Annotated in this window: 23 protein-coding genes; 15 read left to right on the top strand and 8 right to left on the bottom strand. The window is 62.8% G+C overall.

The genetic code is table 11. The features are described from left to right. Nucleotides 1-15: 15 nt before the first annotated feature. The 6 genes from ACFQ6Y_RS21415 (at nucleotide 16) to ACFQ6Y_RS21390 (ending at nucleotide 7,042) form a co-directional block, all read left to right on the top strand. Nucleotides 16-843, top strand: coding sequence for a DivIVA domain-containing protein (locus tag ACFQ6Y_RS21415; protein WP_003941722.1), 828 nt, complete (start codon nucleotides 16-18; stop codon nucleotides 841-843). A gap of 49 nt (nucleotides 844-892) precedes the next feature. Further along, a complete protein-coding gene (locus tag ACFQ6Y_RS21410; RefSeq protein WP_317826362.1) occupies nucleotides 893-1,201 on the top strand; it encodes a hypothetical protein in 309 nt (102 codons plus the stop codon). A 302-nt stretch (nucleotides 1,202-1,503) separates the two neighbouring features. Next, nucleotides 1,504-4,617, top strand: coding sequence for an isoleucine--tRNA ligase (gene ileS / locus ACFQ6Y_RS21405; protein WP_378636928.1), 3,114 nt, complete (start codon nucleotides 1,504-1,506; stop codon nucleotides 4,615-4,617). 68 nt (nucleotides 4,618-4,685) lie between these two features. Continuing rightward, complete coding sequence (locus ACFQ6Y_RS21400; RefSeq protein WP_378636925.1) at nucleotides 4,686-5,024, top strand: TfoX/Sxy family protein; 339 nt, start codon at nucleotides 4,686-4,688, stop codon at nucleotides 5,022-5,024. Nucleotides 5,025-5,060: 36 nt separating this feature from the next. Next, complete coding sequence (locus ACFQ6Y_RS21395; RefSeq protein WP_378636922.1) at nucleotides 5,061-6,425, top strand: DNA polymerase IV; 1,365 nt, start codon at nucleotides 5,061-5,063, stop codon at nucleotides 6,423-6,425. Nucleotides 6,426-6,556: 131 nt separating this feature from the next. Next, nucleotides 6,557-7,042, top strand: coding sequence for a hypothetical protein (locus tag ACFQ6Y_RS21390; RefSeq protein ID WP_378538807.1), 486 nt, complete (start codon nucleotides 6,557-6,559; stop codon nucleotides 7,040-7,042). Between the two features lie 84 nt (nucleotides 7,043-7,126). Here the strand turns inward: ACFQ6Y_RS21390 and ACFQ6Y_RS21385 are convergent, their stop codons facing one another. The 3 genes from ACFQ6Y_RS21385 to ACFQ6Y_RS21375 form a co-directional block, all read right to left on the bottom strand. After that, nucleotides 7,127-8,518, bottom strand: a complete 1,392-nt coding sequence (locus ACFQ6Y_RS21385; protein ID WP_378547163.1) for a glutamate decarboxylase — start codon at nucleotides 8,516-8,518, stop codon at nucleotides 7,127-7,129. A 144-nt stretch (nucleotides 8,519-8,662) separates the two neighbouring features. Further along, complete coding sequence (locus ACFQ6Y_RS21380; RefSeq protein ID WP_378636919.1) at nucleotides 8,663-9,430, bottom strand: sensor domain-containing protein; 768 nt, start codon at nucleotides 9,428-9,430, stop codon at nucleotides 8,663-8,665. Beyond that, nucleotides 9,427-10,353: a hypothetical protein gene (locus ACFQ6Y_RS21375; RefSeq protein WP_378636917.1), complete on the bottom strand. Its 927-nt coding sequence runs from the start codon at nucleotides 10,351-10,353 to the stop codon at nucleotides 9,427-9,429. Before ACFQ6Y_RS21375 ends, ACFQ6Y_RS21380 begins: the two co-directional genes overlap by 4 nt. A gap of 68 nt (nucleotides 10,354-10,421) precedes the next feature. Between ACFQ6Y_RS21375 and lspA the strand changes: the two genes are divergently transcribed. The 5 genes from lspA (at nucleotide 10,422) to dnaE (ending at nucleotide 17,285) form a co-directional block, all read left to right on the top strand. After that, on the top strand, nucleotides 10,422-11,123 hold the full coding sequence (gene lspA / locus ACFQ6Y_RS21370; RefSeq protein ID WP_378636914.1) for a signal peptidase II: 702 nt from the start codon (nucleotides 10,422-10,424) through the stop codon (nucleotides 11,121-11,123). Next, nucleotides 11,120-12,046: an RluA family pseudouridine synthase gene (locus ACFQ6Y_RS21365; protein WP_007733161.1), complete on the top strand. Its 927-nt coding sequence runs from the start codon at nucleotides 11,120-11,122 to the stop codon at nucleotides 12,044-12,046. Before lspA ends, ACFQ6Y_RS21365 begins: the two co-directional genes overlap by 4 nt. Further along, a complete protein-coding gene (locus ACFQ6Y_RS21360; RefSeq protein WP_378636911.1) occupies nucleotides 12,043-12,714 on the top strand; it encodes a hypothetical protein in 672 nt (223 codons plus the stop codon). Before ACFQ6Y_RS21365 ends, ACFQ6Y_RS21360 begins: the two co-directional genes overlap by 4 nt. Beyond that, the gene (rarD, locus tag ACFQ6Y_RS21355) at nucleotides 12,711-13,649 is read left to right on the top strand and encodes an EamA family transporter RarD (protein WP_378538802.1); all 939 of its coding nucleotides are present in this window, start codon (nucleotides 12,711-12,713) and stop codon (nucleotides 13,647-13,649) included. The genes ACFQ6Y_RS21360 and rarD overlap by 4 nt, the downstream gene beginning before the upstream one ends. Nucleotides 13,650-13,748: 99 nt before the next feature. Then, on the top strand, nucleotides 13,749-17,285 hold the full coding sequence (dnaE, locus tag ACFQ6Y_RS21350) for a DNA polymerase III subunit alpha (protein WP_378449653.1): 3,537 nt from the start codon (nucleotides 13,749-13,751) through the stop codon (nucleotides 17,283-17,285). A 96-nt stretch (nucleotides 17,286-17,381) separates the two neighbouring features. Here dnaE and ACFQ6Y_RS21345 read toward each other — a convergent pair whose 3' ends face one another. Continuing rightward, nucleotides 17,382-17,615 carry a hypothetical protein gene (locus ACFQ6Y_RS21345; protein WP_378449652.1) on the bottom strand — a complete coding sequence of 78 codons (234 nt, stop codon included), beginning with the start codon at nucleotides 17,613-17,615 and terminating at the stop codon, nucleotides 17,382-17,384. 222 nt (nucleotides 17,616-17,837) lie between these two features. Between ACFQ6Y_RS21345 and ACFQ6Y_RS21340 the strand changes: the two genes are divergently transcribed. The 3 genes from ACFQ6Y_RS21340 (at nucleotide 17,838) to ilvA (ending at nucleotide 21,593) form a co-directional block, all read left to right on the top strand. Beyond that, nucleotides 17,838-18,272: a nitroreductase family deazaflavin-dependent oxidoreductase gene (locus ACFQ6Y_RS21340; protein ID WP_378636908.1), complete on the top strand. Its 435-nt coding sequence runs from the start codon at nucleotides 17,838-17,840 to the stop codon at nucleotides 18,270-18,272. Nucleotides 18,273-18,383: 111 nt separating this feature from the next. Next, nucleotides 18,384-20,159 (top strand): pyruvate dehydrogenase, encoded by a 1,776-nt coding sequence (locus ACFQ6Y_RS21335; RefSeq protein ID WP_378547185.1) that lies wholly within the window; start codon nucleotides 18,384-18,386, stop codon nucleotides 20,157-20,159. A gap of 78 nt (nucleotides 20,160-20,237) precedes the next feature. Then, a complete protein-coding gene (gene ilvA / locus ACFQ6Y_RS21330) occupies nucleotides 20,238-21,593 on the top strand; it encodes a threonine ammonia-lyase IlvA (RefSeq protein WP_378547188.1) in 1,356 nt (451 codons plus the stop codon). Nucleotides 21,594-21,606: 13 nt separating this feature from the next. Here the strand turns inward: ilvA and ACFQ6Y_RS21325 are convergent, their stop codons facing one another. Beyond that, nucleotides 21,607-22,128: a TetR/AcrR family transcriptional regulator gene (locus ACFQ6Y_RS21325; RefSeq protein ID WP_003941685.1), complete on the bottom strand. Its 522-nt coding sequence runs from the start codon at nucleotides 22,126-22,128 to the stop codon at nucleotides 21,607-21,609. Between the two features lie 129 nt (nucleotides 22,129-22,257). Here ACFQ6Y_RS21325 and ACFQ6Y_RS21320 point away from each other — a divergent pair, with 129 nt between their 5' ends. Continuing rightward, the gene (locus ACFQ6Y_RS21320; RefSeq protein WP_378636905.1) at nucleotides 22,258-23,802 is read left to right on the top strand and encodes an MFS transporter; all 1,545 of its coding nucleotides are present in this window, start codon (nucleotides 22,258-22,260) and stop codon (nucleotides 23,800-23,802) included. A 51-nt stretch (nucleotides 23,803-23,853) separates the two neighbouring features. On the opposite strand, the gene treZ is transcribed toward ACFQ6Y_RS21320, so the two are convergent. The 3 genes from treZ to ACFQ6Y_RS21305 all read right to left on the bottom strand — a co-directional run bounded on the left by treZ (nucleotide 23,854) and on the right by ACFQ6Y_RS21305 (nucleotide 26,465). Continuing rightward, nucleotides 23,854-25,575: a malto-oligosyltrehalose trehalohydrolase gene (treZ, locus tag ACFQ6Y_RS21315; RefSeq protein ID WP_378547191.1), complete on the bottom strand. Its 1,722-nt coding sequence runs from the start codon at nucleotides 25,573-25,575 to the stop codon at nucleotides 23,854-23,856. A 171-nt stretch (nucleotides 25,576-25,746) separates the two neighbouring features. After that, on the bottom strand, nucleotides 25,747-25,878 hold the full coding sequence (locus tag ACFQ6Y_RS21310; protein WP_378538795.1) for a hypothetical protein: 132 nt from the start codon (nucleotides 25,876-25,878) through the stop codon (nucleotides 25,747-25,749). Beyond that, nucleotides 25,875-26,465: a TetR family transcriptional regulator gene (locus ACFQ6Y_RS21305; protein ID WP_378547194.1), complete on the bottom strand. Its 591-nt coding sequence runs from the start codon at nucleotides 26,463-26,465 to the stop codon at nucleotides 25,875-25,877. Before ACFQ6Y_RS21305 ends, ACFQ6Y_RS21310 begins: the two co-directional genes overlap by 4 nt. Between the last annotated feature and the right edge of the window lie 15 nt (nucleotides 26,466-26,480).

Raw genomic sequence — 26,480 nt, 5'->3', positions numbered from 1 at the left:
TGAAGGGATCCTTCCATGCCGCAACTGACTCCAGCTGACGTGCACAACGTTGCGTTCAGCAAGCCGCCTATCGGCAAGCGTGGCTACAACGAGGACGAGGTCGACGCATTCCTCGACCTCGTCGAACAGGCGCTGTCGCAGCTCATCGAAGAGAATGCGGACCTGCGCCAGCGCGTAGGTGAGCTGGATCAGGAGCTCGCGGCTGCCAAGAAGTCGCCGGCACCTGCTCAGCAGGCAGCACCCGTCGCAGCGCAGCCCAAGCCGGAGCCCGCTCGGGTTGTCGAACCGCCCAAGCCTGCACCCGTTGCAGCTCCGGTTCCCGCCGCCGCTGCCGTTGCAGCGCCGCAGAGTGGCGACACCCACATGCAGGCCGCAAAGGTCCTCGGACTGGCTCAGGAGATGGCGGATCGCCTCACCAACGATGCCAAGACCGAGTCCGAGCAGCTGCTCGGCAGTGCTCGCACCAACTCCGAGCAGCTCATGAGCGAGGCTCGCAGCAAGGCCGACGGCATGATCGCGGATGCGCGCAACAAGTCGGAGGCAATGCTCACCGACGCTCAGACTCGCTCCGAGACCCAGCTTCGCCAGGCTCAGGAGAAGGCAGACGCTCTCAAGGCGGACGCCGAGAAGAAGCACACCGAAATCATGGCGACCATCAACCAGCAGCGTTCGGTCCTCGAAGGCCGTATCGAGCAGCTCAAGACGTTCGAACGTGAGTACCGGGTGCGCCTGAAGTCCTACCTGGAATCGCAGCTCGAAGAGCTCGAACAGCGTGGCTCGGCCGTTCCGGTCGACGGTGGACAGGATTCCTACAGTCCGTCCTTCGCCAAGGGAAACAGCTGACCGAGAGCGCCCCGTCGGCTCAGCTATCGGACCGGACAAAGGTTGATACGTGCTGGTCGTGACGTTGGTTCTCGCGGGAGTTGGCTTCGCGCTCCTGATCGTTGCCCTGACCACAGGGTCGCTGATTTGGGCGTGGGCATGTATCGCGATTTGTGTAGCAGGTGCCGTCCTCCTGCTGGTCAGTGCGCTGACCAGCAGGAAGGCGGTTCCTTCGTTGGATGACCCGGTATCGGGTAGCGGGATGTCGTCGCCTTACGGCCGAGCCGAGAGTTCCTCGGATTCCTCTACCGGTGATGCAGCCGCTGCCAACGATGACAATCCGGGCAACCATGGCGAATCGTCGGGCGGCAAGTCCTAGGCCCTACCGGTAAGTGCTAGGCAGTACCGACACGTGCAAGGGCAAGTATTAGACTGTCGATCACGAATACCTGGCTTTGATCCGGCAATCACCGGGGAGCTTTCGGAAGAACGGTTCTCTACGCTTTCACGCGTGCCGAGAACCCAGTAGAACCGAACGGGTGAGCCCGTCACAGCTCGATCGAGTGGCACCTCGAGGTCCAAGCGCGGATCTGCGGGGTGCAAACGGGGTGGTACCGCGGTGTCGGCGCACAAGCGCCACGTCGTCCCCGTGCCGAGTCCGACTGGCACGAGGAGATCGCCATGGAGAGTAACGGGTATCCCAAAGTCGACTACGGTGTCCCCGCCGACACCGGGGTCAAGTTCCCCGATCTGGAACAGAAGGTCCTGAAACAGTGGGACGACGACGACACCTTCCGGGCATCGGTTTCCAATCGCGACGGTAGCGAAGAGTTCGTTTTCTACGACGGACCGCCATTCGCCAATGGTTTGCCGCATTACGGCCACCTGTTGACGGGGTACGTCAAGGATCTGGTGCCGCGCTTCCAGACCATGCGTGGACGCAAGGTCGAACGACGCTTCGGCTGGGATTGCCACGGCCTTCCCGCAGAACTCGAAGCGGAGAAGCAGCTCGGAATCAAGGACAAAGCCGAGATCGAAGTCATGGGTCTGGCCAAGTTCAACGAGTACTGCAAGGCCTCGGTGCTCAAGTACACCGACGAGTGGCGCGACTACGTCACCCGCCAGGCACGTTGGGTCGACTTCGACAACGACTACAAGACCCTGGACGTCGACTTCATGGAGTCCGTCATGTGGGCCTTCAAGGAGCTGCACGACAAGGGCCTGATCTATCAGGGCTTCCGCGTGCTGCCCTACAGCTGGTACGAGCAGACTCCGCTGTCCAACCAGGAGACTCGCCTCGACGACGCGTACAAGATGCGTCAGGATCCCGCCGTCACGGTCGACATGCCGCTGGTCGCTCCCGGTTCACCACTCGACGGCGCAAACGCGATCATCTGGACCACGACTCCGTGGACGCTGCCGTCCAACTTGGCCACTGCGGTGCACCCCGAGGTCGACTACGTCCAGGTGCTCGGCGAGGACGGAAAGCGGTACGTACTCGCCGAAGCGCGGTTGGGTCATTACGCTCGCGAGCTGGGGGAGGACCCCGAGGTCGTTTCCCGCCACAAGGGCGCCGAGTTGGTCGGCCTGTCGTACACACCGCCGTTCGACTTCTTCCTCGGACACCCGAACGCGCACGTCGTGCTCTCGGCCGACTACGTGACAACCGACTCCGGAACCGGAATCGTCCACCTCGCACCGGCTTTCGGTGAAGAGGATATGGACGTGGCCACAGCCAACGGTATCGAGGTCGTGCAGCCACTCGATCCGGGTGGAAAGTTCACCTCGATGGTTCCGCCGTACGAAGGCCTGATGGTGTTCGACGCCAACCCGGTCATCATCAAGGACCTCAAGGCCGCTGGAAAGCTGCTGCGGCACGAAACGATCGAGCACTCCTACCCGCACAGTTGGCGCAGTGGGCAGCCGCTCATCTACATGGCGGTTCCCTCGTGGTTCGTCGCGGTCACCAAGTTCCGCGATCGCATGGTCGAGCTGAACAAGGACATCACGTGGGTGCCCGAGCACATCCGTGACGGCCAGTTCGGCAAGTGGCTCGAAGGTGCACGCGATTGGAACATCAGCCGAAACCGCTACTGGGGCAGCCCGATCCCGGTGTGGGTGTCGGACGATCCGCAGTACCCGCGCACAGACGTGTACGGTTCGCTCGACCAGTTGGAGGCAGACTTCGGTGTGCGTCCGACCGATCTGCATCGCCCGATGATCGACGACCTGGTCCGCCCGAACCCGGACGACCCGACCGGGAAGTCGATGATGCGCCGCGTTCCCGAGGTGCTCGACTGCTGGTTCGAATCCGGTTCGATGCCGTATGCGCAGGTGCATTACCCATTCGAGAACCGTGAATGGTTCGAGGGTCATTTCCCGGGCGATTTCATCGTCGAGTACAACGGGCAGACTCGCGGCTGGTTCTACACGCTGCACGTACTGGCCACCGCCCTCTTCGATCGTCCGGCGTTCAAAACCGTTGCCGCACACGGAATCGTGCTCGGTGACGACGGACTGAAGATGAGCAAGTCCAAGGGCAACTACCCGGACGTGAAGGAGGTGTTCAACCGCGACGGTAGCGACGCGATGCGATGGTTCCTGATGTCCTCGCCGATCCTGCGTGGTGGAAACCTCATCGTGACCGAGCAGGGCATCCGTGAAGGCGTACGTCAGGCTTTGCTCCCGCTGTGGAACGCCTGGAGCTTCCTGCAGTTGTACGCGCCGGAATCCGGTGTGTGGCGTACCGATTCGGAGAACATCCTCGATCAGTACATCCTGGCCAAGCTCGCCACCACCCGCGACGTGATCACCGAGGCACTCGAGGTCAACGACATCGCCGGCGCGTGCGACGAGCTTCGGTTGTTCTGTGACGCGCTCACCAACTGGTATGTGCGACGGTCTCGTTCGCGGTTCTGGGATGAGGATCGCGACGCAATCGACACCCTGCACACCGTGCTCGAAGTCGTGACGCGACTCGCTGCGCCGCTGTTGCCGCTGGTGTCCGAGGTGATCTGGCGCGGACTGACCGGGGAACGCTCGGTTCACCTGGCTGATTGGCCGGAGGAGTCGGAGCTCCCCGCGAACCCCGAGTTGGTAGCGGCGATGGACGACGTACGGACCGTGTGCTCGACGGTGCTGAGCCTGCGCAAGGCGCAGAATCTGCGTGTTCGTCTTCCGTTGCCCGAGGTCACGGTTGCGGCGCCCGACGCCGAGCGTCTGCGTCCGTTCCTCGGACTGATCGCCGACGAGGTCAACGTCAAGAAGGTCGATCTGACCGATGACGTCGACGTGCACGGGCGCTTCGAGATCGCGGTGAATGCGCGTGCTGCCGGCCCGCGTCTGGGCAAGTCCGTTCAGACCGTCATCAAGGCGGTCAAGGCGGGCGACTGGACCGAGAACGCGGACGGCGTCGTGGTTGCGGCCGGCATCGAACTGCTGCCCGAAGAGTACACGCAGAAACTGGTTGCGGCCGAGCCGGATTCGACAGCTGCACTGCCGGACGGTGCGGGACTCGTCGTACTCGATTCCGTCGTGACGGAAGAACTCGAAGCCGAGGGCTGGGCGAAGGACCGTATCCGTCAACTGCAGGACGCGCGCCGCGCCGCCGGTTTGGACGTCTCGGACCGGATCAAGGTCGTGCTCGAGGTTCCGCAGGACTGCAAGGAGTGGGCCGAGCGTCATCGGGAATTGATCGCCGGTGAGGTTCTGGCCACCTCGTTCTCGGTGGGCGAAGCGGGAGATGACGCCGTCGATCTCGGCGACGGTATCCGCGCTGCGATCACGAAGGTCTAGTACCGACGCAACTACTCCGGTTCCCCGATGAATATCTACATGTCGGGGTGCCGGAGTAGTTTGCTCTCATGGGTACGAGCAAGGAAACCGTGGCGCGCATTCTCGAGCAGTTGGAACCGCTCGACGTGCGGGCAAGGGCGATGTTCGGCGAGTACGGATTGTATTGCGACGAGAAGATCGTGGGCTTGATCTGCGCAGACGCACTGTTCGTCAAACCTACCGAGGTCAGCGCTGAGTTCGGATCAGAGAGCGATCTGGCTCCGCCGTATCCGGGGGCGAAGGATTACTACCGGGTTCCGGAAGAAAAGCTGCAGGACATCGATCATCTGCACGCCTTCATCCAACGGACAGCCGACGTATTACCCCTGCCGAAGAAGAAGACGCCCAAGAAAAAGGCACGGACTTAAATTCGGCGCCCACTTCTGAGAGAACCGTAACTCCCGATGAATCAAGATGACCCCACACGAAGTCGCAGGTGGGTGCTGCATCTCGACATGGACGCGTTTTTCGCCTCCGCAGAGCAGTTGACCCGTCCCACGCTGCGAGGTCGCCCGGTGCTGGTCGGCGGCTTGGGCGGGCGCGGGGTGGTGGCCGGGGCAAGTTACGAAGCGAGAGTTTTCGGTGCGCGATCGGCAATGCCGATGCACCAGGCGCGCCGCATGGTCGGCGGCGGAGCGGTGGTATTGCCGCCACGGATGTCGTTGTATTCAGTTCTCAGCAAACGCACGTTCGACGCGTTGCGCCTTCGAATGCCGATCCTCGAGCAACTGTCGGTGGACGAGGCTTTCGGGGAACCGGTGGAGTTGGCTGGTGTGAGGGCCGACGAGGTCCGCGCGTTTTGCGAGGATTTGCGGGAGTTGATCGAAGCCGAGACCGGGTTGGTCGCCTCGATCGGCGCCGGCGCAGGCAAGCAGGTGGCCAAGATTGCGTCAGGACTGGCAAAGCCCGACGGCGTCGCAGTGATTCCTCCCGGGATGCAGCACGAGTTGCTCGATCCGCTTCCCGTGCGAAAGCTGTGGGGGATCGGCCCCGTCGCCGAGGAAAAACTCAAGCGTCTCGGCATCGAAACCATCGGTGGGTTTGCCCGCACACCCATAGCGGAGGTGGCGTCGATACTCGGAACCACTGTCGGTCCGGGGTTGCATCGGCTTGCGCAGGGGATCGACGACCGGCCGGTCGCCGAGCGTGCCGAATCAAAGCAGATCAGTGCGGAATCCACGTTCGCCGCCGACATCGTCACGATGGCGCAACTGCGCGCGGCCGTCGAAAGTAGTGGTCGTGCAGCATTTTCCAGGCTGGAGAAGGACGGAAGAGCCGCCCGTACCGTCGTACTGAAGCTCAAGAAGTCCGACATGAGCATCCTGACTCGGTCCGTGACGTTGCCGTTTGCCACCATCGACCGCCAAATCCTTGTCGCCACCGCGCAGAAACAGGTCATCGACCCGCAGGAGTTGGGGCCGATTCGCCTGGTCGGTGTGGGATTCGCCGGTTTGTCCACGGTTCGCCAAGGATCACTTTTTCCCGAGTTGGATCAGGACGTTCCCGGCTATCCGGTCGAGACTCTCACCGGCGCTCTCGATGAGGCCGAACTCGACGCTCCGGTGGCCGCACGTGTCCCTCAGCGCTACTGGCACCCCGGTTTGGACGTCAAGCATCCAGAATACGGACACGGTTGGGTGCAAGGCGCGGGGCACGGTGTGGTGACGGTTCGCTTCGAAACCCGTTCCAGCGGAACGGGAATCGCCAAGACCTTCGCCGAATCCGATGAGGTGCTCGAGGTTGCAGATGCGGTCGACAGCCTTCTCTGAGGATGTCCTTAGACTTTTTCCGCTTACCGTTGGGTAATGTTGTCGACGATCCTCGAGCAAGCACGTTGTTCGACTGACGCTCGAATGTGAACACCCGAATGGATAGGACTGAGAAGTTGAAGCTTCAGAAGATGACCGTTGCAGCCGTGGCGATCGCAGCAGCCCTGACGATGACCGCGTGTGGCTCCGACGACAAGGAGGCCTCACCCACCACGACGTCGAAGACGACGACCACCACCTCGGCACCTTCGACCACCGTTGAACTGCCGACGTCTGCTGAGCTCAACGGCAAGGTCGCTCAGGCACTCGACGAGAGCGTTCCGGCCGCAGACAAGGTCAACCTCGTCCAGGGCGCCGAGCAGGATCCCGAGCTGATCAACCAGGTCGCCGCTGCCGCCAAGGCTGCCGGCGCGCAGGTCGAGATCCTCGACCCGGTCACCGACACAGGCAGCGAGACGGCAGCCGCTTCGCTGAACATCGTCGTCAACGGCCAGCCGCTGCAGCAGGGCCTGCAGGCCTCGTTCGTCTACGAGGACGGCGTCTGGAAGCTCTCGAAGACCACCGCTTGCCAGATCGTCGGCGTTGCAGGTCTGACCTCGCCGGCTTGCGCTGCTTGATCTCTCGGTAGCACCTGAAACACCAGAGCGGCCGTCGACTTCCGAAAGGGAGTCGACGGCCGCTCGTTTGTGCGATGAGCGACGTCAGTGATGGAATCCCTCGGTTACGCGCGGCCGCGGCATCGGGCTGTCCAACTCGTCGAGGAACGCGGTTTCCTCCTCGATGATGCGCAGCAGATTGGCCGCCAGGTCCATGCTCAGCCCGTTACGAACCACGATGCGCTGCACTGTCAGATCCGCGAGATCATCGGGCATGGGATAGGCCGGCACCAACCAGCCCTTGCCGCGGAGTCGGTCCGACAGGTCGTACAGCGTCCAGTTGGACGTGTGCCCCTCGGCGAGGCGCCACGCGAAGACCGGGATGTCGGACCCGTCGTTCCACAGCTCGAACGCGTCGAGTTTCCCGATCCCTTCGGCGAGGAACTTCGCCACGTCTTGCGAGGACTGCTGGATCGCGCGATAGCCGTCGTGACCGAGACGCAGGAACAAGTAGAACTGCAGGATCACCTGAGCGCCGGGGCGCGAGAAGTTCAGTGCGAAGGTCGGCATGCTGCCGCCGAGGTAGCTCACTTTGAAGACGAGGTCGTCGGGAAGTAGATCCTGTGATCGCCAGACCACCCATCCGAGGCCCGGGTAGACGAGTCCGTACTTGTGCGCCGAGGTATTGATGGAATGCACGCGCGGTAGTCGGAAATCCCATTCGAGTTCGGGCTGGAGGAACGGTGCGATCATCGCACCGGAAGCGCCGTCGACGTGGATGGGGACGTCGAGGCCGGTTTTCTCCTGGATGGCGTCGAGCGCCTTCGAGATTTCCAGGACAGGCTCGTACATACCGGTGTACGTGACACCCATGATGGCGACGACACCGATGGTGTTCTCGTCGACGTACTTGTCCAGATCATGACCGTCGAGGGTCCGATGTTCTTCGCTGATGGGTACGTAGCGCGCTTCGACGTCCCAGTAGTTGCAGAACTTCTCCCAACACACCTGTACGGCGGAACTCATGATCAGATTGGGTTTCTCCGTGGACTTACCCGCGGCCTTTCGCGCGTGCTGCCAGCGTCGTTTCATCGCGAGGCCACCCAGCATGCAGGCTTCGGACGAACCGATCGTCGAAGTGCCGATTGCGTCCTTGGGAGAGGGTGAGTGCCAGAGATCGGCAAGGATGCGCCAGCAATAGGTTTCGATCGCGGCGGTTTGCGGATACTCGTCCTTGTCGATCATGTTCTTGTCGAACGACTCGGTATACAGCTTGGTTGCGTGGTCGTCCATCCACGTGCTGACAAACGTCGCGAGATTGAGTCGCGCATTGCCGTCGAGCATCGTTTCGTCGTGGACGATCTGATAGGCGGTCTCGGGAAGCATGCCGTCGGGTTCGAGTGTGTATTTCGACGCAACCGAATCCTCGCCTGGCCTCGAGAAGATCGGATTGACGGCTACGTAATCGGTGTGATCTGACCTTCTGGGTTCCGGCATGAACTCTGGCTCCTCACATCAGTGTGTCGCGTTGGTCTGTTTCGTACCTACTCTCACCGTTCAGTGTGGACGGGCAGTTGTCAAAGGGTCTGTGGTCCCGAATCATTCGCGAGTCGCCCCGGACCGGGCAGGGGCCGCTCGCTGCTACGGCGTTTGCGCGCGCAGTCGATCCACAGCAGCCGAGGCCATCGATTGCAGAACGTCGGGTGCGATCGGACTCGGCGCCGTCGCGGACACCTGTGTCAACGTCGTCCCCACGGCTGCGACTATCGCATCGGCCACCAAGGTGAATCCGCCACTCTCCGTGATGATTCGGTAGGCGAAAGATGCGTCACCGACATTCGGCGCCGACGATCCACCGGCGCGATAGGTGATTTTCGTTCCGTCGGCATCTGTTCCCGAATACTCTGTGCACCCGGCCAGAGTCGTCTGCAATTTCTCGAAAGCTGCTGCTGCCGCAGTGCCGTCGGCGTACGAGGCCGAGTCCTGATCGATGCTCGTGAAATCGGGGCCGGTGAACATGTCGGAGAGGTCGGCGACGGATCCGGTGGCCTGGGTGGCTATCGGCGCCAGAACCTGAGCGCACACCGCCGGATCGGTGCTCGACTTGTCCGCCTCCGAACTCTCCGACGCCGGTGCGAGGCCGAGGTCGTCGACCGGATCGGGAACTATGTCGAAGTCCGCGGGTAGTTCGGAGAGGGTGAGCGCTGCGCGTTGCAGGCCGTCACGGTCGAGGGGTGCCCCGCTCAGTGGTGCGGCCGGAGCAACCGTGAACGGCGCCAAGCCGACCTGGGGTGCGAAAACCTGCGTAGTCGTATCGCTGCTGGGGGATTCGTCCGAGCCGCAGCCGGTCACGACGAACAGTGCCGCCGTCGCCGTCAGGCCCAGCGAGAGAAGCGATCGACTGTTCACGATTCCCACCGAATGCTGTTCGAGATGGTCTGCCGGATCACCGAGGAACTGTCCGGATCGCCGTATGCCTGGTCTCCGCCGACGGTCATCTGTCCGTCGATCGGCAAGGGGAGTGAGAGGTCGACGGTGAGGTTTCCGGTGCCGGCCATGACGTACTGATCGATGTTCAACGTTCCGGCGTCACCGGCCAGGTTCCAGACCGGGCTCTGCGGGGTCTGCGATACGTCCACCGCGAGCGAAAGCCGATTGCCCTCGCGTGCGGTGAGAGTGACGGTGGTTGTCTGGTCGAGCAGGATTTCGCTGCTGACTTGCTGGCGAACCACCCAACGCGCGCCGACACCGACAGGCGCGTCGGGGAGTGCAACGGTCCGGTACACCGCTTGGCCCAGCGCTTGTTCGATTGCAGCGCGGGCGGCATTGGCCGAGTTTGCGGACGGCTTGAGCCGTAGGGCGGTGATGGCGCCCGATTCCGTGACGGACAATCCTGCCGCAGATCCGTCGGCCCCGCTCAGTGCTGCCTGCAATGTTGCATCCGGCGAGGTCATCGACGACAGCGTGAGGTCTACGACCGCCGTGGGATCGTCGGCTGTCACGTTTGCCGAGAGCGGAATCGTGATCTCGGGCGAAGAGAAATCCTGCGCCGGCTGTTGATCGATCTGCTGACTCACGACGGCCTGGGTGACGAGCGTCGCCGTCTGCGTGGTGCCGACAGGCAAGTTCGTACGCAATACCTCGCGCGGCTCGCTTCCCGCATCGAGTACTTCGACCGTCGCGGCGGTCACCGGAACGGTGACTTCACTCGGCGAGGAGGTCGGAGTGTTCGGGGGTTGATCCGAGTCGCCGCAAGCGGTGAGAACGGTGGTGAGAGCGAGGGCAGCGAGGGCGAACGGAACGCGTCGGCCGGTCGTGGACAGCAGTGGCACGCGCTCCAGGCTAGCCGCAGTTGCAGAGTGCGTGACCCGGTGCGGTGAACATGAGGGATGATGGTTGCGTGAGTACAGACCACCCAGACCGAGATGTCAACGCGGAGGATCAGCCGATTACCGAAATCTCGAAGGCCGACGAGCCCGAAACCGTGCAGCAGAAAGACGCGAAACCGGAAGTTGCGGAATCTGAGGGCGGCGACCCGTCCGAGTCGTCCGCTGCGAAGCCCCGCAAGCTGACCACGCTCATTGCCATCGCATCGGTCATCCTGCTCTCGGACATTCTCACGAAGGTGTGGGCTGTCGCCGCAGTCAAGCCGGGGCAGCCGATCGAAATCATCGGTGACGTGGTCACATTCACGATGGTGCGCAATCCGGGGGCAGCGTTCTCGATGGCGACGTCGATGACGTGGATCCTCACCCTCGTCGCAATCGGTGTGGTCATCGGTGTGATCAAGATCGGTCGCACGCTCCGATCACCGTGGTGGGCGCTCGGTCTCGGCCTGGTTCTCGGCGGCGCGCTGGGTAACCTTGTCGACCGATTCTTCCGCTCTCCCGGAATCATGCGCGGACATGTGGTGGACTTCGTCTCCGTCGGCTGGTGGCCGGTGTTCAACATCGCGGATTCCGCGATCGTCTGTGGCGCGATCCTGCTCGTCGTCCTGACACTGTTCGGCTTCGAACCCAACGGTGAACGTCTGCGTGATCACAAGACGGACGACAAGAAGCTCACCGATTCGAAGGCAGCAGCCGAGGGAGAAACCAAGTGAGGGAATCCCGTTCGATGCCAGTGCCCGACGGCCTCGACGCCATGCGCGTCGACGCGGGCTTGGCGCGCCTCCTCGGACTCTCGCGCACCGTGGTCGCGACACTCGCGGAGGAAGGCTCGGTACTCGTCGACGGTGTCGCTGTCGGCAAGTCCGATCGTCTGACCGCTGGGTCATGGCTCGAGGTCGTCTTGCCCGAACCACCGCGGCCCTTGACCATCGAGGCGACGCCGGTCGAGGGGATGGAGATCCTCTACGCCGACGACGACGTCGTGGCAGTCGACAAGCCCGTCGGAGTTGCTGCGCACGCCAGCGTCGGTTGGACAGGACCGACCGTCATCGGTGGACTCGCCGCGGCCGGTTTCCGCATCTCGACGTCCGGTGCCCACGAGCGCCAGGGAATCGTCCACCGTCTGGACGTCGGTACGTCGGGCGTCATGGTGGTTGCCACGTCCGAGCGCGCGTACACGCTGCTCAAGCGGGCATTCAAGCAGCGGACAATCGACAAGCGCTACCACGCTCTCGTGCAGGGACACCCCGACCCGAGCAGCGGAACCATCGACGCCCCGATCGGACGCCACCACGGTAACGACTGGCGGTTCACGGTCACGGCCGACGGCAAGCCCAGCGTCACGCACTACGACACCATCGAGGCGTTCCAGGCCGCGAGTCTGCTGGACGTGCACCTCGAGACCGGTCGTACACACCAGATTCGCGTGCACTTCTCGGCATTGCGCCATCCGTGCTGCGGCGACCTGACGTACGGCGCGGACCCTCGACTTGCCGAAAGGCTCGGCCTCGAGCGCCAGTGGCTGCACGCCGTGTCTCTAGGTTTCGCGCATCCGGCGGACGGTCGCTGGGTCGAGATCAAGAGCAAGTACCCGAAGGATCTCGAACACGCACTCGAAGTTCTCCGGTCCTCATGACACCGCGCGGGCTTGTTCCCGCGTTGGCCGTCGTCGCAGTGGCGGCGGTGGTCGGTGTGGGGTTCGCGAATCCCGTGCCGGCCCCGCCGATCAGGACGGACACTCTCGGTCCGGACAGTGGGGAAGCTGTGCCGGACTACCTCGATCGAGCGCGAGATTCTGTTGAGTCGGTCGACGGGCCGGTGTGGGCCTTGGTCTCGTTCACGAAGGCACTCACCGTCGACGAGGTCATCACGACGACCAGCAGCTCTCAGGTTTCGAGTGTTCACGTGTCCGATGTTCGAGTGGCGAGGGTCATGTTTCGAGTACCGATCGAGCGGGTCCAGACGCCGCTCATGTCCGTGCCCGTTCCCGACAACGACGAGGCAGTGCGCAGATCGCCCGGTGTTGCAGCTACGCGATTGGTCGCGCTCGGCGGCGACACCGATCGCCAGCAACAGGTGGCGCTCGCGTCGGCGAAGCAATTGTCCGCCGGATGCGCCTGCGCGGTGGGTGTGCTGGTGCGAGCTACTCCCGAAGGGCTCGAAGCGATCGGACGTGAGTCGAATGTCCGTGCAGTGGAGGCATTGCCGTCCGATGCCTCGCCGTGGTTCGCGGCTGTTCGCCCCTTGCTGCCGGAGTACGTGGACGTCGTTGCTCCCGGCCCCGACGACGGCCCGGTCCCGTGAGCGAGGACAAACGCGGTAGATCCGGTTCGTCCTCGGGGATCTTCTACGGAGTAGCGGCTTTCCTGTTGTGGGGAACGTTCCCGGCTTTCTTCGGGCTTCTCGACTTCGCAGATCCGGTCGAAATCCTGGCGCACCGAGTGGTGTGGACCCTTCTGCTGATGCTGATCGTGTTGGCCTGCGCCGGCCGTCTCGGATCCCTTCGCGGAATCAGCGCACGCACCTGGCTGCTGGTGACCGCGGCGTCAGCGGCGATCGCGGTGAACTGGGGGACGTACATCTATGCCGTGGTGTCCGGCCGCGTCGTGGAGGCCGCCCTCGGGTACTTCATCAACCCGCTGGTCACCGTTCTGCTCGGCGTCGTGATTTTCCGCGAAAGATTGCGCCGCGCTCAGATTGCCGCGCTCGTCCTCGCCGCCACGGCAGTAGTCGTGATCACGGTCGACTTCGGCAAACCACCGATCGTCGCATTGGTGCTCGCCGGTTCGTTTGCCACTTACGGGTTGGTCAAGAAGGTCGTTCCGCTCGATCCTCGAACCAGTTTGACCGCCGAGGGAGTTGTTGCCGCACCTTTCGCGGTCGGGTACCTCGTGTTCCTCGGCCTGACGGGGGCCGGCGCCTTCATCAGCAGCGGCGCCGGACACAGCCTGTTGCTGCTCGCGGCCGGCCCTGTCACCGCGCTGCCACTGCTCCTTTTCGGCGTCGCCGCTCAGCGAGTTCCGTTGGCGACGATGGGCATGCTGCAGTACCTCACCCCAGCGCTGCAGATGGCGTGGGGCGTGGCCGTCATGCACGAGGACATGCCGGCGTCACGCTGGATCGGCTTCGTTCTGATCTGGGCCGCGCTGGTGATCTTCACGACAGACACTTTCGTCGCAAGCCGGCGTTCTCGGCGTTCGATGAGGTCGAGCGTCGAACCTGAGGTTCCGGTCACGTGATCCGAGGCGGCACGCTGCGACTCCACGATGGCGGTCGCCGACCGTGTCGGCAGCGCGGCATACACTCGATCTCGCTCCCAGACCTTCAGAGAGGCGCACGTGGCTGACTCGTTCGTACATCTTCACAATCACACCGAGTACTCGATGCTCGACGGTGCGGCCAAGGTCGGCGCCATGTTCGAGGAGGCCGCTCGTCTCGAAATGACCGCTGTCGGCATGACCGACCACGGAAACATGTACGGCGCCAGCCAGTTCTACAACGAAGCCAAGAGCGCCGGCATCAAGCCGATCATCGGCATCGAGGCCTACATCGCGCCGGAATCCCGCTTCAACACCAAGCGAGTTCTGTGGGGAGACCGCAGCCAGAAGTCCGACGACGTCTCCGGTAGCGGCGCGTACACCCACATGACGATGGTGGCCGAGAACGCGACCGGGCTCCGGAACCTTTTCAAGCTGTCCTCGCTCGCGTCCATCGAAGGCCAGCTCGGCAAGTGGCCCCGCATGGACGAGGAGCTCATCGCATCGCACGCCGAGGGCATCATCGCCACCACCGGTTGCCCGTCGGGTGAGATCCAGACGCGTCTTCGTCTCGGTCACGATCGCGAGGCTCTCGAAGCTGCCGCGAAGTGGCAGGAGATCTGGGGACCGGACAACTTCTTCCTCGAACTGATGGACCACGGTCTCTCGATCGAGCGCCGTGTGCGCGAAGGCCTGCTCGACATCGGCAAGCAACTCGGTATCCCGCCGCTTGCCACCAACGACTGCCACTACGTCACCAAGGACGCCGCCGAGAACCACGAGGCGCTGCTCTGCATCCAGACCGGCAAGACGCTCTCGGATCCGACGCGCTTCAAGTTCGACGGCGACGGCTACTACCTCAAGTCCGCTGCCGAGATGCGCGCCATCTGGGACAACGAAGTTCCGGGGGCATGCGACAACACCGTTGCCATCGGCGAGCGCGTGCAGTCGTACGAGGACGTCTGGGCGTTCCACGACCGCATGCCGATCTTCCCGGTCCCGGAGGGCCACACGCAGCAGACCTTCCTGCGCGCCGAGGTGATGCGCGGGCTGGACCGCCGCTTCCCGAGCGGACCTCCGCAGGAGTACCTCGCCCGCGCCGACTACGAGATCGGCGTCATCAATGAAATGGGCTTCCCGGCCTACTTCCTCGTGGTCGGCGACCTGATCAACCACGCCAAGGACGTCGGGATCCGCGTCGGACCCGGTCGAGGGTCGGCTGCCGGTTCGTTGGTGGCCTACGCGATGGGTATCACCAACATCGACCCCATCCCGTACGGGTTGCTGTTCGAGCGATTCCTCAATCCCGAGCGCGTGTCCATGCCCGATATCGATATCGACTTCGATGATCGCCGTCGCGGCGAGATGGTTCGCTACGCGACGGACAAGTGGGGCAACGACAAGGTCGCCCAGGTCATCACCTTCGGCACCATCAAGACCAAGGCAGCCATCAAGGACTCGGCTCGCGTCCAGTTCGGCAAGCCGGGCTTTGCCATCGCCGATCAGATCACCAAGGCACTGCCGCCGCCCATCATGGCCAAGGACATCTCGGTTTCCGGTATCACCGATCCGAAGCACGAGCGGTACAAGGAGGCCGTCGAGGTTCGGGCGCTCATCGACTCCAGCCCGGACGTCGCGAAGATCTACAAGACAGCGGTGGGTCTGGAAGGGCTGATCCGTAACGCCGGTGTGCACGCCTGCGCGGTCATCATGTCGTCCGAACCGCTCACCGACGCTATCCCGGTGTGGAAGCGCGCCCAGGACGGCGCCATCATCACCGGTTGGGACTACCCCTCGTGTGAAGCCATCGGTCTGCTCAAGATGGACTTCCTCGGCCTGCGAAACCTCACGGTCATCGGTGACACCCTCGAGAACATCAAAGCCAACCGCGGCATCGACCTCGACCTCGACACGTTGCCGATGGACGATGCGGCAACCTACGAACTGCTCGCCCGCGGTGACACTCTCGGTGTGTTCCAGCTCGACGGCGGCGGTATGCGCGAGTTGCTGAAACTGATGCAGCCCACCGGATTCGGCGACATCGTGGCCGCATTGGCGCTGTATCGACCGGGACCGATGGGTGTGGACGCCCACATCTCGTACGCCAAGCGCAAGAACGCCCTGGAAGACGTCAAGCCGATTCACCCCGAGTTGGAGGAGCCGCTCGCGGAGATTCTCTCGGAGACGTACGGCCTGATCATCTACCAGGAGCAGATCATGCAACTGGCGCAGAAGGTGGCCGGTTACACCCTGGGTCAGGCCGACTTGCTGCGTCGCGCCATGGGTAAGAAGAAGCTGTCCGAACTGGAAAAGGCCTACGCCGGATTCCGTCAGGGAATGTTGGACAACAACTTCAGCGAAGCCGCCATCAAGGCGCTGTGGGACACCGTCCTTCCCTTCGCCGGCTACGCGTTCAACAAGTCGCACTCCGCCGGATACGGTCTCGTGTCGTACTGGACTGCGTACCTCAAGGCGAACTACCCGGCCGAGTACATGGCCGGTCTGCTCACCTCTGTCGGCGACGACAAGGACAAGTCCGCGATCTACCTCGCCGACTGCCGCAAGTTGGGCATCACCGTGCTTCCGCCGGACGTCAACGAATCGCGAGTCGACTTCGCGACCGTCGGCGACGACATTCGTTTCGGTATGGGGTCGGTGCGCAACGTCGGCGCCAACGTGGTGGCCTCGATCATCAAGGCGCGTACCGAGAAGTCGAAGTTCACCGATTTCTCCGACTACCTCGGCAAGATCGACGCGATGGCCTGTAACAAGAAGGTCACCGAATCTCTCATCAAGGCCGGTGCTTTCGACTCGTTGGGTCATCCGCGCAAGGGTCTGATGTTGGTTCATGCCGACGCCATCGATTCCGTGATGAGCACCAAGAAGGCGGAGGCGATCGGCCAGTTCGACCTCTTCGGCGGGGCTGAGGCCGACGAGTCGATCACGTCGGTGTTCGACGTCAAGATTCCCGAGGAAGAGTGGGACTCCAAGCATCGCCTGGCACTCGAACGAGAGATGTTGGGGCTGTACGTCTCCGGCCATCCGCTCAACGGCGTCGAGCACATTCTTCGGCAGCAGTCCGACACGTCCATCGCCGCGATACTCGAAGGCGGCGTTCAGGACGGCGCCCAGGTCACTCTCGGCGGCATCATCGCCTCGGTGGATCGCCGGGTCAACAAGAACGGTCTGACCTGGTGCATCGTGCAACTCGAAGATCTCGTGGGTGGAATCGAGGTGCTGTTCTTCCCTCAGGCGTACGCCGTGTACGGAATGGACATCGCCGAGGATGCCATCGTGTTGGTCAAGGCTCGCGTCTCGATCCGTGACGATCGGATGTCGCTGATCGGCAACGACCTTGCGGTGCCTGATATCTCGGCGATCGGGGTCGCGCGTCCGCTGTCGGTCTCGTTGCCGCTGCGGCAATGCACCAAGGACAAGCTCAGTGCTCTCAAGCAGGTGCTGACCAGGCATCCCGGAACGTCCGACGTTCATGTCCGGCTGATCGGAGGAACCGAAATCAGCTTGTGGAAGGTCGACGACGTCCTTCGGGTCGAACCGTCCTCGGCGCTGATGGGTGACCTGAAGGCATTGCTCGGACCGAGCTGTCTGACGGTCTGACCGCCGACCGAGCGGACCTGAATCGAACGAAGGGGCCTTGCTGCTGATGCAGCAAGGGCCCCTTCGTGGTCCGCCAGAGATCGGGGAGTGCGGTGATCAGGTGGTGCGTGAGTAGTGAACACGTCGCGTCCACCAGGTGATCACCGTTGCTGTTGCGGCAGTAAGTACGGCCACCTGCATCGACTGCGTGACGGCACCTGCGACGACGAACAGCACGAAACCGACTACGAGAGCTTCGATCTTGTACAGCGGCCACCGAGTCCCGGCCAGATCGACGCAATGGTCAGGTGAGGGGCGTGATTCGCGAGTGGAGATATCTGCGGTGGTCATCTCGTCCCTTTCCCGGTGCAGTCTTTTTCACGAAGTGGCGCGGCTAGCTGATACGGCTGTTCGAAGCTGTGGTTTCAGAGTAGCCAGAGATGAGAGTTCGGGCAAGCGAACTTTATTGATCGGCAGCTCACTTAATCGATCAACCAGGGGAGTGCGCCGGCGACAGACCTGGTCGGCGTGGTTCGGTGGCCAAGGCAGTCGAGTGGGTGTTCACTGGTACACATGCCAATCACAGGTGAGTACGAACCCAGTCCAGCGTCGTGGGCCGCCGATCAGGTCGCACGCATCGAGAACTCCGGCGGCACCGAGGGAAACGACATGAACGGCATGCCCGTCGTCGTTCTCACGACCATCGGGGCAAAGTCCGGCAAGGTCAGGAAGACGCCGCTGATGCGCGTCGAGCACGACGGTTCGTATGCCGTAGTGGCTTCGCTTGGTGGCGCCCCGAAGAATCCGGTCTGGTACTACAACGTCATAGCGAATCCGCACGTCACGCTGCGTGACGCGACGCAGGTCTTCGACCTCGTAGCTCGTGAAGTCACCGGGGACGAGAAGGCGGTCTGGTGGGAGCGCGCTGTCGCTGCGTACCCCGACTATGCCGATTATCAGACGAAGACCGATCGTGAGATCCCGGTGTTCGTGCTCGAACCCAAGTAACGCAGTCCCCACGAAACGGCAGTCCACAAGAAGAACTGCATAAACCACAAGTAAATCGTCACTCGCGGGGGTCGGCGATCCCGACGCCCGTGAGTCTGTCATGGAGGTCTGATGAGTCCGAAAACCGTTGCAGATCAATTGGTTCAGCAGCTCGTTGACGCGGGTGTCAGTCGGATCTACGGAATTGTCGGTGACAGTCTCAATCCCATCGTCGATGCGGTTCGTCGCACCGGTGGTTCCGAAAAGGGCGGAATCGACTGGATACACGTCCGTCATGAGGAAGCAGCCGCATTTGCCGCCGCAGCAGATGCCCAGATCACCGGAAAGCTCGCGGTGTGTGCAGGATCCTGCGGTCCCGGAAACCTTCACCTGATCAACGGCCTGTACGACGCTCATCGCTCGGGCGCCCCGGTCCTCGCGATCGCCTCACACATCCCCAGCGCGCAGATCGGTATGGGCTACTTCCAGGAGACGCATCCCGAGCGGATCTTCATCGAATGTTCGAGTTACACCGAACTCGTCAGCACGCCAGTGCAATCACCCCGCGTGGTGCAGTCCGCGATTCAGCATTCGGTCGCTCGAAACGGCGTCTCGGTGATCGTGCTTCCCGGTGACATTGCCGACTGCCCGGCCGAAGGAACGCCGCCGACGCTCGTCGAAACGCGAAGGCCGACAGTCGTTCCGGATGCCGGTGATGTGAAGGCGTTGGCAGATGTGATCAACGGCTCGCGCAAAGTCGCGATCTTCGCCGGCGCCGGTGTTCGAGACGCACGCGCGGAAGTATTGGCGCTGGCCGAAACCGTCGGCGCTCCCATCGGGCATTCACTGCGTGGCAAGGAATGGATCCAGTACGACAACCCGTACGACGTCGGGATGACCGGATTGCTGGGTTACGGTGCGGCGCACGACGGTATCCACGGCGCCGATCTCCTGCTCCTGATCGGTACGGACTTTCCCTACGATCAGTTCTTGCCCGACGACGTTCGCACTGCTCAGATCGACATCGCGGCGGAGCGGTTGGGGCGTCGAACCAGCCTGGACCTGGCCGTGCACGGTGACGTCGCGAGTACCTTGAGTGCACTCATTCCGCAGCTCGATCGAAAGGCCGACCGCGGATTCCTCGAGGACACGCTCGCCAAGCACAACACTCTGATGACCAAAGTGGTTGGTGCATACACGGATCCGGTCAAGCAGCGCACGCCGATTCACCCCGAGTATGCGGCCTCGATCCTCGACGATCTGGCTGCGGACGACGCAATCTTCACCGCCGACACCGGCATGTGCAATGTGTGGACGGCACGCTACCTCAATCCGAACGGATCGAGACGTTTCATCTCGTCGGCACTGCACGGGTCCATGTCCAATGCACTCCCGCATGCGATGGGTGCGGCATGGTCCAGCCCGGGGCGACAGGTCATCTCGGTGTCGGGCGACGGTGGATTGTCGATGCTGCTCGGTGAGTTGGTCACCGTCGCCATGTACAAGTTGCCGGTCAAGATCGTGGTGTTCAACAACTCGACGCTCGGAATGGTCAAGCTCGAGATGCTGGTCGACGGCCTCCCGGATTTCGGGGTCGACGTGCCCGCGGTCGACTACGCGGCGGTCGCCGCTGCGCTCGGAATCTTCTCGCGGCGCATCGAGAATCCTGCCGACATCGAATCCGGTCTGCGCGCCGCGCTCGATCACGACGGCCCGGCCCTCGTGGATCTGGTGACCGATCCGCTGGCATTGTCGTTGCCGCCCACCATCACCGGCGGTCAGATGAAGGGCTTCGCCTTGGCGATGTCGAAGATGGTGATGAACGGCGGCGTCGGCGAGGCAGTACAGATGGCAAAGTCGAATCTGCGGAACGTGCCACGTCCCTCGCAGTTGGATCCGCGCGGCTGACCTGCCCCCGCCCTGCCTCGCAGACGATGCGGGGCGGGGTGGTGGGAAGGTTGATCCCCGACGTGCGAAAATGGCGGAGTGTCTAACTCGCCCGATGTCGTAGTAACGAAGTCCACCGTCCCCGCGCTCGACGCGCAGGAGATCGACGCGGCCATCGAGCGAATTCAGCACGTCATTGCGGCGACACCCTTGCAGTACAGCGACCGTCTGTCGGCGCTGACCGGCGCACACGTGTACCTCAAGCGTGAGGACCTCCAAGGCGTTCGTTCGTACAAGATTCGCGGCGCGTACAACCTGATCGCGCAGCTCAACGAGGCCGAGCGCGCGGCAGGCGTCGTGACCGCCAGTGCCGGCAACCATGCACAGGGCGTTGCCTTCGCTTGCCGAACCATGCAGATCAAGGGTCGGATCTACGTGCCGGCCAACACGCCCAAGCAGAAGCGTGATCGCATCCGCGCTCACGGCGGAGCGTTTGTCGAACTGTTCATGATCGGTGAGACCTATGACGCCGCCGCCGCTGCGGCTGCAGAGGACGTAGCCGAAACCAGTGCAACCATGGTTCCGCCGTTCGACGACGTGCGCACCGCTGCGGGGCAAGGAACCATCGCAGCCGAGATCCTCACGCAACTCGACGCACCTCTCGACACGATTGTCGTGCCGGTCGGTGGGGGCGGTTGCATCGCGGGCATAGCCACCTACCTGCACGAGCGGTCGCCGAAGACGTCGATCGTCGGGATCGAGCCGTCCGGGGCCGCATCCATGACGGCCGCGCTTGTTGCCGGCGGCCCGGTGACCCTTCCCGACGTCGATCCGTTCGTCGATGGTGCCGCCGTCAAGCGCATTGGTGACGTTCCCTACGAGGTCGTCTCACGTCTGGGTGCTGCCGTCGTGTCACACGCGTCGTTGCCGCTCGTCGCTCGTCAACTTCAGACGCGGTCCGGTTCGGGATCGTTTGTCGTCAATCAGATCGACGAAGGCGCTATCTGCACGGCGATGCTCGAGCTGTACCAGAGCGAGGGCATCATTGCCGAACCTGCGGGCGCGCTTTCCGTTGCGGCACTGCAGAATCTGACGTTCGAGCCGGGCTCGACCGTCGTGTGCCTGATCTCCGGTGGCAACAACGACGTCTCCCGTTACGGCGAAATCCTCGAGCGTTCGCTCGTTCACCTCGGGCTCAAGCACTACTTCCTGGTCGACTTTCCGCAGGAACCGGGAGCGTTGCGCCGGTTTCTCTCGGACGTGCTGGGGCCGGACGACGACATCGCGCTCTTCGAGTACGTCAAGCGAAACAATCGCGAAACGGGTGCCGCGTTGGTGGGTATCGAACTCGGTTCCGCCGACGGTTTGGCGTCGTTGCTCGAGCGGATGGAGCACGCGCCGATGCAGTCCGAGAGGCTGGAGCCGGGAAGCCCGGCGTACCGCTATCTGACGTAAGGGACGCCCCCGGTCAGGGCCGCAGTCGCTCGACCACCTGTCGATGCAGTTCGGGGTCCGGCTGGGGGAGTCCGAGCATGGCTGCCAGATACAGTCCGTCACCGACGAGTCGGATGATCTCGGCCTGCACCGGGTCGGCGATCTCGGTCTGAAGGCCCTTGTCCCAGCTTCGCATCACATGGGTGACAGCCTTCTGGATTTCGTCGTGTTGTCCGTCGACTGTTCGGAGCGCGGCAATGATCGAGCGAAAGAGCGAGAGTTCTTCGCTTTCGTTCGCATCGGGGATCTGCAGGTAGAACTCGGTGACCGTGGTACCGCCGGCTACGGCGTCGTCGAGTTGCTGATCCGAGCGTTCCCCGAGTCTGCGGACCATGGCCGCGAGGAGGGCTTCCTTGCTGGGGAAGTGATAGAGAAGTCCGCCCTTGGAAACCCCGGCTTCGGCGGCAACGCCTTCGAGCGTGACTTGGGCGACGCCGCTGACCAGCAGCAGCTTCTCCAGTGCGTCGAGAATTCGATCGCGAGTGTCGGCAGCCATGTGATGTGACCCTACCCGGAAATAACTTTACCGCTCAGACGGTTCACTGTTACCGTAGAGATACTGTACCGGCTGGACGGTGCAGTGAATTTTTTTCGACGAGAACTCAGAGAAAGTCGCAGGGGAGCAATGTCAGTGTCGGCAGATCACACGTCTGCAATCAATCCCGACGAGGTTCGGGCGACAAAGCGTGACTGGGCGGGCTTGATAGTCCTTGCCTTTGCTGTGTTGCTCATCGCAGTCGACGGCACGGTGCTCGATCTTGCGCTTCCGTTCATCAGCGCCGACCTCGAACCGAGCAGCACGCAGTTGCTGTGGATCATCGACGTCTATTCGTTCGTGCTCGCCGGTCTGCTCATCACCATGGGTACGCTCGGCGACCGGATCGGTAGGCGAAAACTGCTCCTGATCGGCGCAGTCGGCTTCGGTCTCGCCTCGATCATCGCCGCTCTCGCTGTCAGTCCCGAGATGCTCATTGCCGCCCGCGTGCTGCAGGGTATTTCCGGTGCAACGCTGATGCCGGCCACCCTCGGTCTGATCCGCACGATCTTCGTCAACCCGCGTCAGCGCACCGAGGCGATCGGTGTCTGGGGCGCGATGGCAGGTGGTGGTACCGCGGCAGGCCCGTTGGTCGGTGGTTGGTTGCTCGAGCACTTCTGGTGGGGTTCGGTCTTCTTGATCAACATTCCGGTCATGATCGCGCTGGTTGTACTCGGCCCGATCCTGATCCCGGAGTCGAAGGACCCCAATCCGGGTCGATTCGACCTCGTCAGCGCTGGTCTGTCGATGGCGACCATGTTGCCGTTGGTGTACGCGGTCAAGGAATCCGTGGTGCACGGCGTCAGCATCACGTTGCTGGTGATCGGCCTCGTTGGTCTCGCGGCGGGTTACGTGTTCGTGCGTCGTCAGCGGATGCTGAAGGATCCGATGTTGGATCTGAAACTGTTTGCCAACGCGTCGTTCTCCACCGCCGTCATCACCAACCTGCTCTCGATCTTCGCGCTGGCAGGTGTCCTGTTCTTCGGTTCGCAGTACCTGCAGTTGGTGCTCGGTAACTCGGCGCTCGACGCCGGCCTGCTGATGCTCCCGGGTATGTTGCTCAGCGCATTCACCGCGGTTGCGGCGGCCTGGTTGATTCGCCGGTGGTCGGTGTCTCACGTGCTCAGCGCGGGCCTCGCGGTTGCCGGTATCGGTGCTGCGATGCTGCTCGCGCTCGGTGTCGACAGCGGCCCGTTGATGTTCGTGATCGGCTTCGGTCTGGCCGGTGCTGGTGTCGGTGTCGCGTTGACGTTGACATCGGATCTCGTGGTCAGCTCGGTGGAACCCGAACGCGCCGGCGCTGCGTCCGCTGTGTCGGAGACCGCGTACGAACTTGGCATCGCGCTCGGCGTGGCGATCCTGGGCAGCGTGGTGATGGCGATCTTCCGCAAGGGAATCGACACCTCGATGCTCGAAGCAGATCAGGCGCACGCTGCGCAGGGCACCCTCGGCGGTGCGCTGCAGGAAGCAACGTACCTACCGGGTGAACTCGGTTCGGTACTTGCCGATTCCGCGAAGTCGGCGTTCGTCGACGGTATGCACGTTGCTGCCGGTGCGACTGCTCTGGTTCTGTTCGTCAGTGCCGCATTGGTTTTGCGGATGCTGCGGAGTACACCAGAGAACGCGAAGCGTTAGCGCGTGAAACAGTAGAACGCGAAGCGTTGATACCGGAATCTCGAGGGTCGCTCAGTTTTCGAGTACGACGAACGAGTGCCCAGGCACGACGGTTGCGGACGCGGTCTCGTCCTGTGTCGGCGGATCCCACCAGAGGATGGGGGTTCCGCCGGCCGGGACCGAGGCCGCGTCCGTTCCCAGATTGCACACGATCTGTAATGCGCCGCGGCGCAGGGTGATCCACTGGTCGTCCTCGTCGTAGTCGACGTGCAGGTGCCCCAGCCAAGGGTCGGTGATCTCGATTCGCTTCCTGCGCAGGGCAAGTAGATCGCGATAGCAGGCCAGGACGCGAGCGCGTGTCTCGTCGTCTCGCTCGTCCCAGTCCAGTTTCGATCGCAGAAATGTCTGCGGGTCTTGCGGATCCGGAATGTCGTCGCTGTTCCAACCGTGGGCTGCGAACTCCGCCTTGCGGCCTTTGGCGGTGGCCTCCCCGAGTTCCGGTTCCGGATGCGAGGTGAAGAACTGGAACGGGGTAGTGGCTCCCCATTCTTCGCCCATGAACAGCATCGGCGTGTACGGCGAGAGCAGGACCAGCGCCGCCTTGATCGCCAACTGTCCTGGCGTCAGATAGGCGCTGGGGCGGTCACCGGTCGCGCGATTGCCGATCTGATCGTGCGTGCAGGTGTACGCGAGCAGGGCGCTGGCCGGCTGATGCGTGATGTCGATCGGACGGCCGTGGACCCGCCCTCGAAATGACGAATACGTTCCGGCGTGGAAGAAACCGCGCCGCAATGTATTTGCAAGGGATTCCAAGGATCCGAAGTCGGCGTAATAGCCTTGGCGTTCGCCCGACACGGCCGTGTGAACGGCGTGGTGGATGTCGTCGTCCCACTGCGCGTGCAAGCCGAACCCGCCCGCCGCGCGCGGCGTGATCAGAGTGGCGTCGTTGAGATCACTTTCGGCAATCAGCGTGAGCGGTCGACCCAGATGGGCCGACAGTGTTTCCGTTCGGACCGCGAGTTCCTCGAGGATGTGCGTTCCGGTGTGGTCGACCAATGCATGGACGGCATCGAGACGTAGGCCGTCGATGTGGAAGTCGCGCATCCATCGCAAGGCATTGCCGATGATGTACTCGCGAACCTCGCCCGACGCAGGACCACCGATGTTGATCGTTCGGCCCCACGTGTTCGCGCCGTCCGCGATGTAGGGACCGAATCGTTCGAGATAGTTGCCCGACGGGCCCAGATGGTTGTAGACCACGTCCAAGATCACGCCGAGCCCGCGTTCGTGGGCCGCATTCACCAAGCGTTGCAATCCGTCCGGACCACCGTAGATCTCGTGGACCGTGTACCAGAGCACACCGTCGTAGCCCCAGTTGTGAGTTCCGTTGAAGCCGTTGACCGGCATGATCTCCACGAACCCGACGCCGAGGTCCACCAGGTGATCGAGACGTTCGATCGCGGCGTCGAAAGTTCCTTCGGTGGTGAATGTTCCGATGTGCAGTTCATAGACGGACGATCCTGGGAGCTGCCGCCCGGTCCACTGAGAGTCGGTCCAGGACGCCTCGTGCAGTTGGTGCAGTTGGGAGAGAAGGTGCACGCCTTCGGGCTGGCGTGGTGACCGCGGATCCGGAAGGATGTCGCCGTCGACGACAAATCCGTAGCGAGCCTGGTTGTCGCAGTCGACCTCCGCTCGCCACCATCCGTCGTCCGTGCGGTCCATGTCGTGAGTGATGCCGTTGACTTCGACCCGGACCGATTCCGGTGTGGGCGCCCAAACCTCGAAAGTATGCACACGATCAGCATGCCTTGTTCGGTCGGATGTGGCAGCCCAGCAGAGTCGAATCCGTCCTGCTCGTCGCCCGTCGTCGCGAAGAAGGTGGGTGCGAGGCCCTGACTTTTCATACCTGTCGAGTACTCGCCCGTCTCCGGATGACGAGAGGCAGCGCCGTATTTCCGAGCCGGATCATTCGTCGGCGGGCTCGATGTGTTCGGCGCCGATGACCGAAAGTCGGTATTCCTGTGCATCCTGCTCGGTTTCGAAATCCTTCTCTTCGAGAAGATTTCGATCAGCGTCGAGGTATCGGTAGGTCGTCATCCCTCCACCGTGCCACTGTTGTCCGATTCGTGCTCGGATACCGGGTAACTTTCGTCGACGACCGTTTGAATGAGTCTCCCGTAATGCCGGACCAGATCTTTCGACGACAACGAGTCCTCTCCGAGGAGGTCGAGAGTCCGCATACCGGTGGCAAGCCCGAGCATCAGTGAAGCAACCAGTTGGCTGCGCACCAGATCGGGCGATGTGTCACCGATGTGTCGTGCAATCCCGTGTACGTAGCGTTCTTTGATCTCGGCCCGGGCGGCGTCCGGGTCCGGGGCTTCGTGCACGAGTATGGCGAGCATCGCCCATGGATCGGTTTCGTCGGCTTCCCTGCGGCCGACGAGCTTCTCGACCAGTCGGTAGCCGACGTCACCGGAGGAATCGGCGTTCGGGGCCTCGTCCATCGGAGGTGTGGATGGAATTGCTGCCGAATACAACCGAGCTTTGCTGCCGTATATCTTCATGACCAAGGCAGGGGAGTAGCCGGCCGCGGCTGCGACGTCCTTGATCTTCGTCGATGAGTATCCGTGTTCTGCGAACAGTGCTTTCGCTGCTGTGAGGATGGTGTCTTCGGCGGTACTCATGTCGGGATCTTCTCA

The sequence above is a fragment of the Rhodococcus sp. NPDC056516 genome (genome assembly GCF_042794655.1).
Classification (GTDB): domain Bacteria; phylum Actinomycetota; class Actinomycetes; order Mycobacteriales; family Mycobacteriaceae; genus Rhodococcus_F.
Note: the sequence above shows the minus strand (reverse complement) of the source record. Positions and strands in the feature narration are given on the sequence as shown.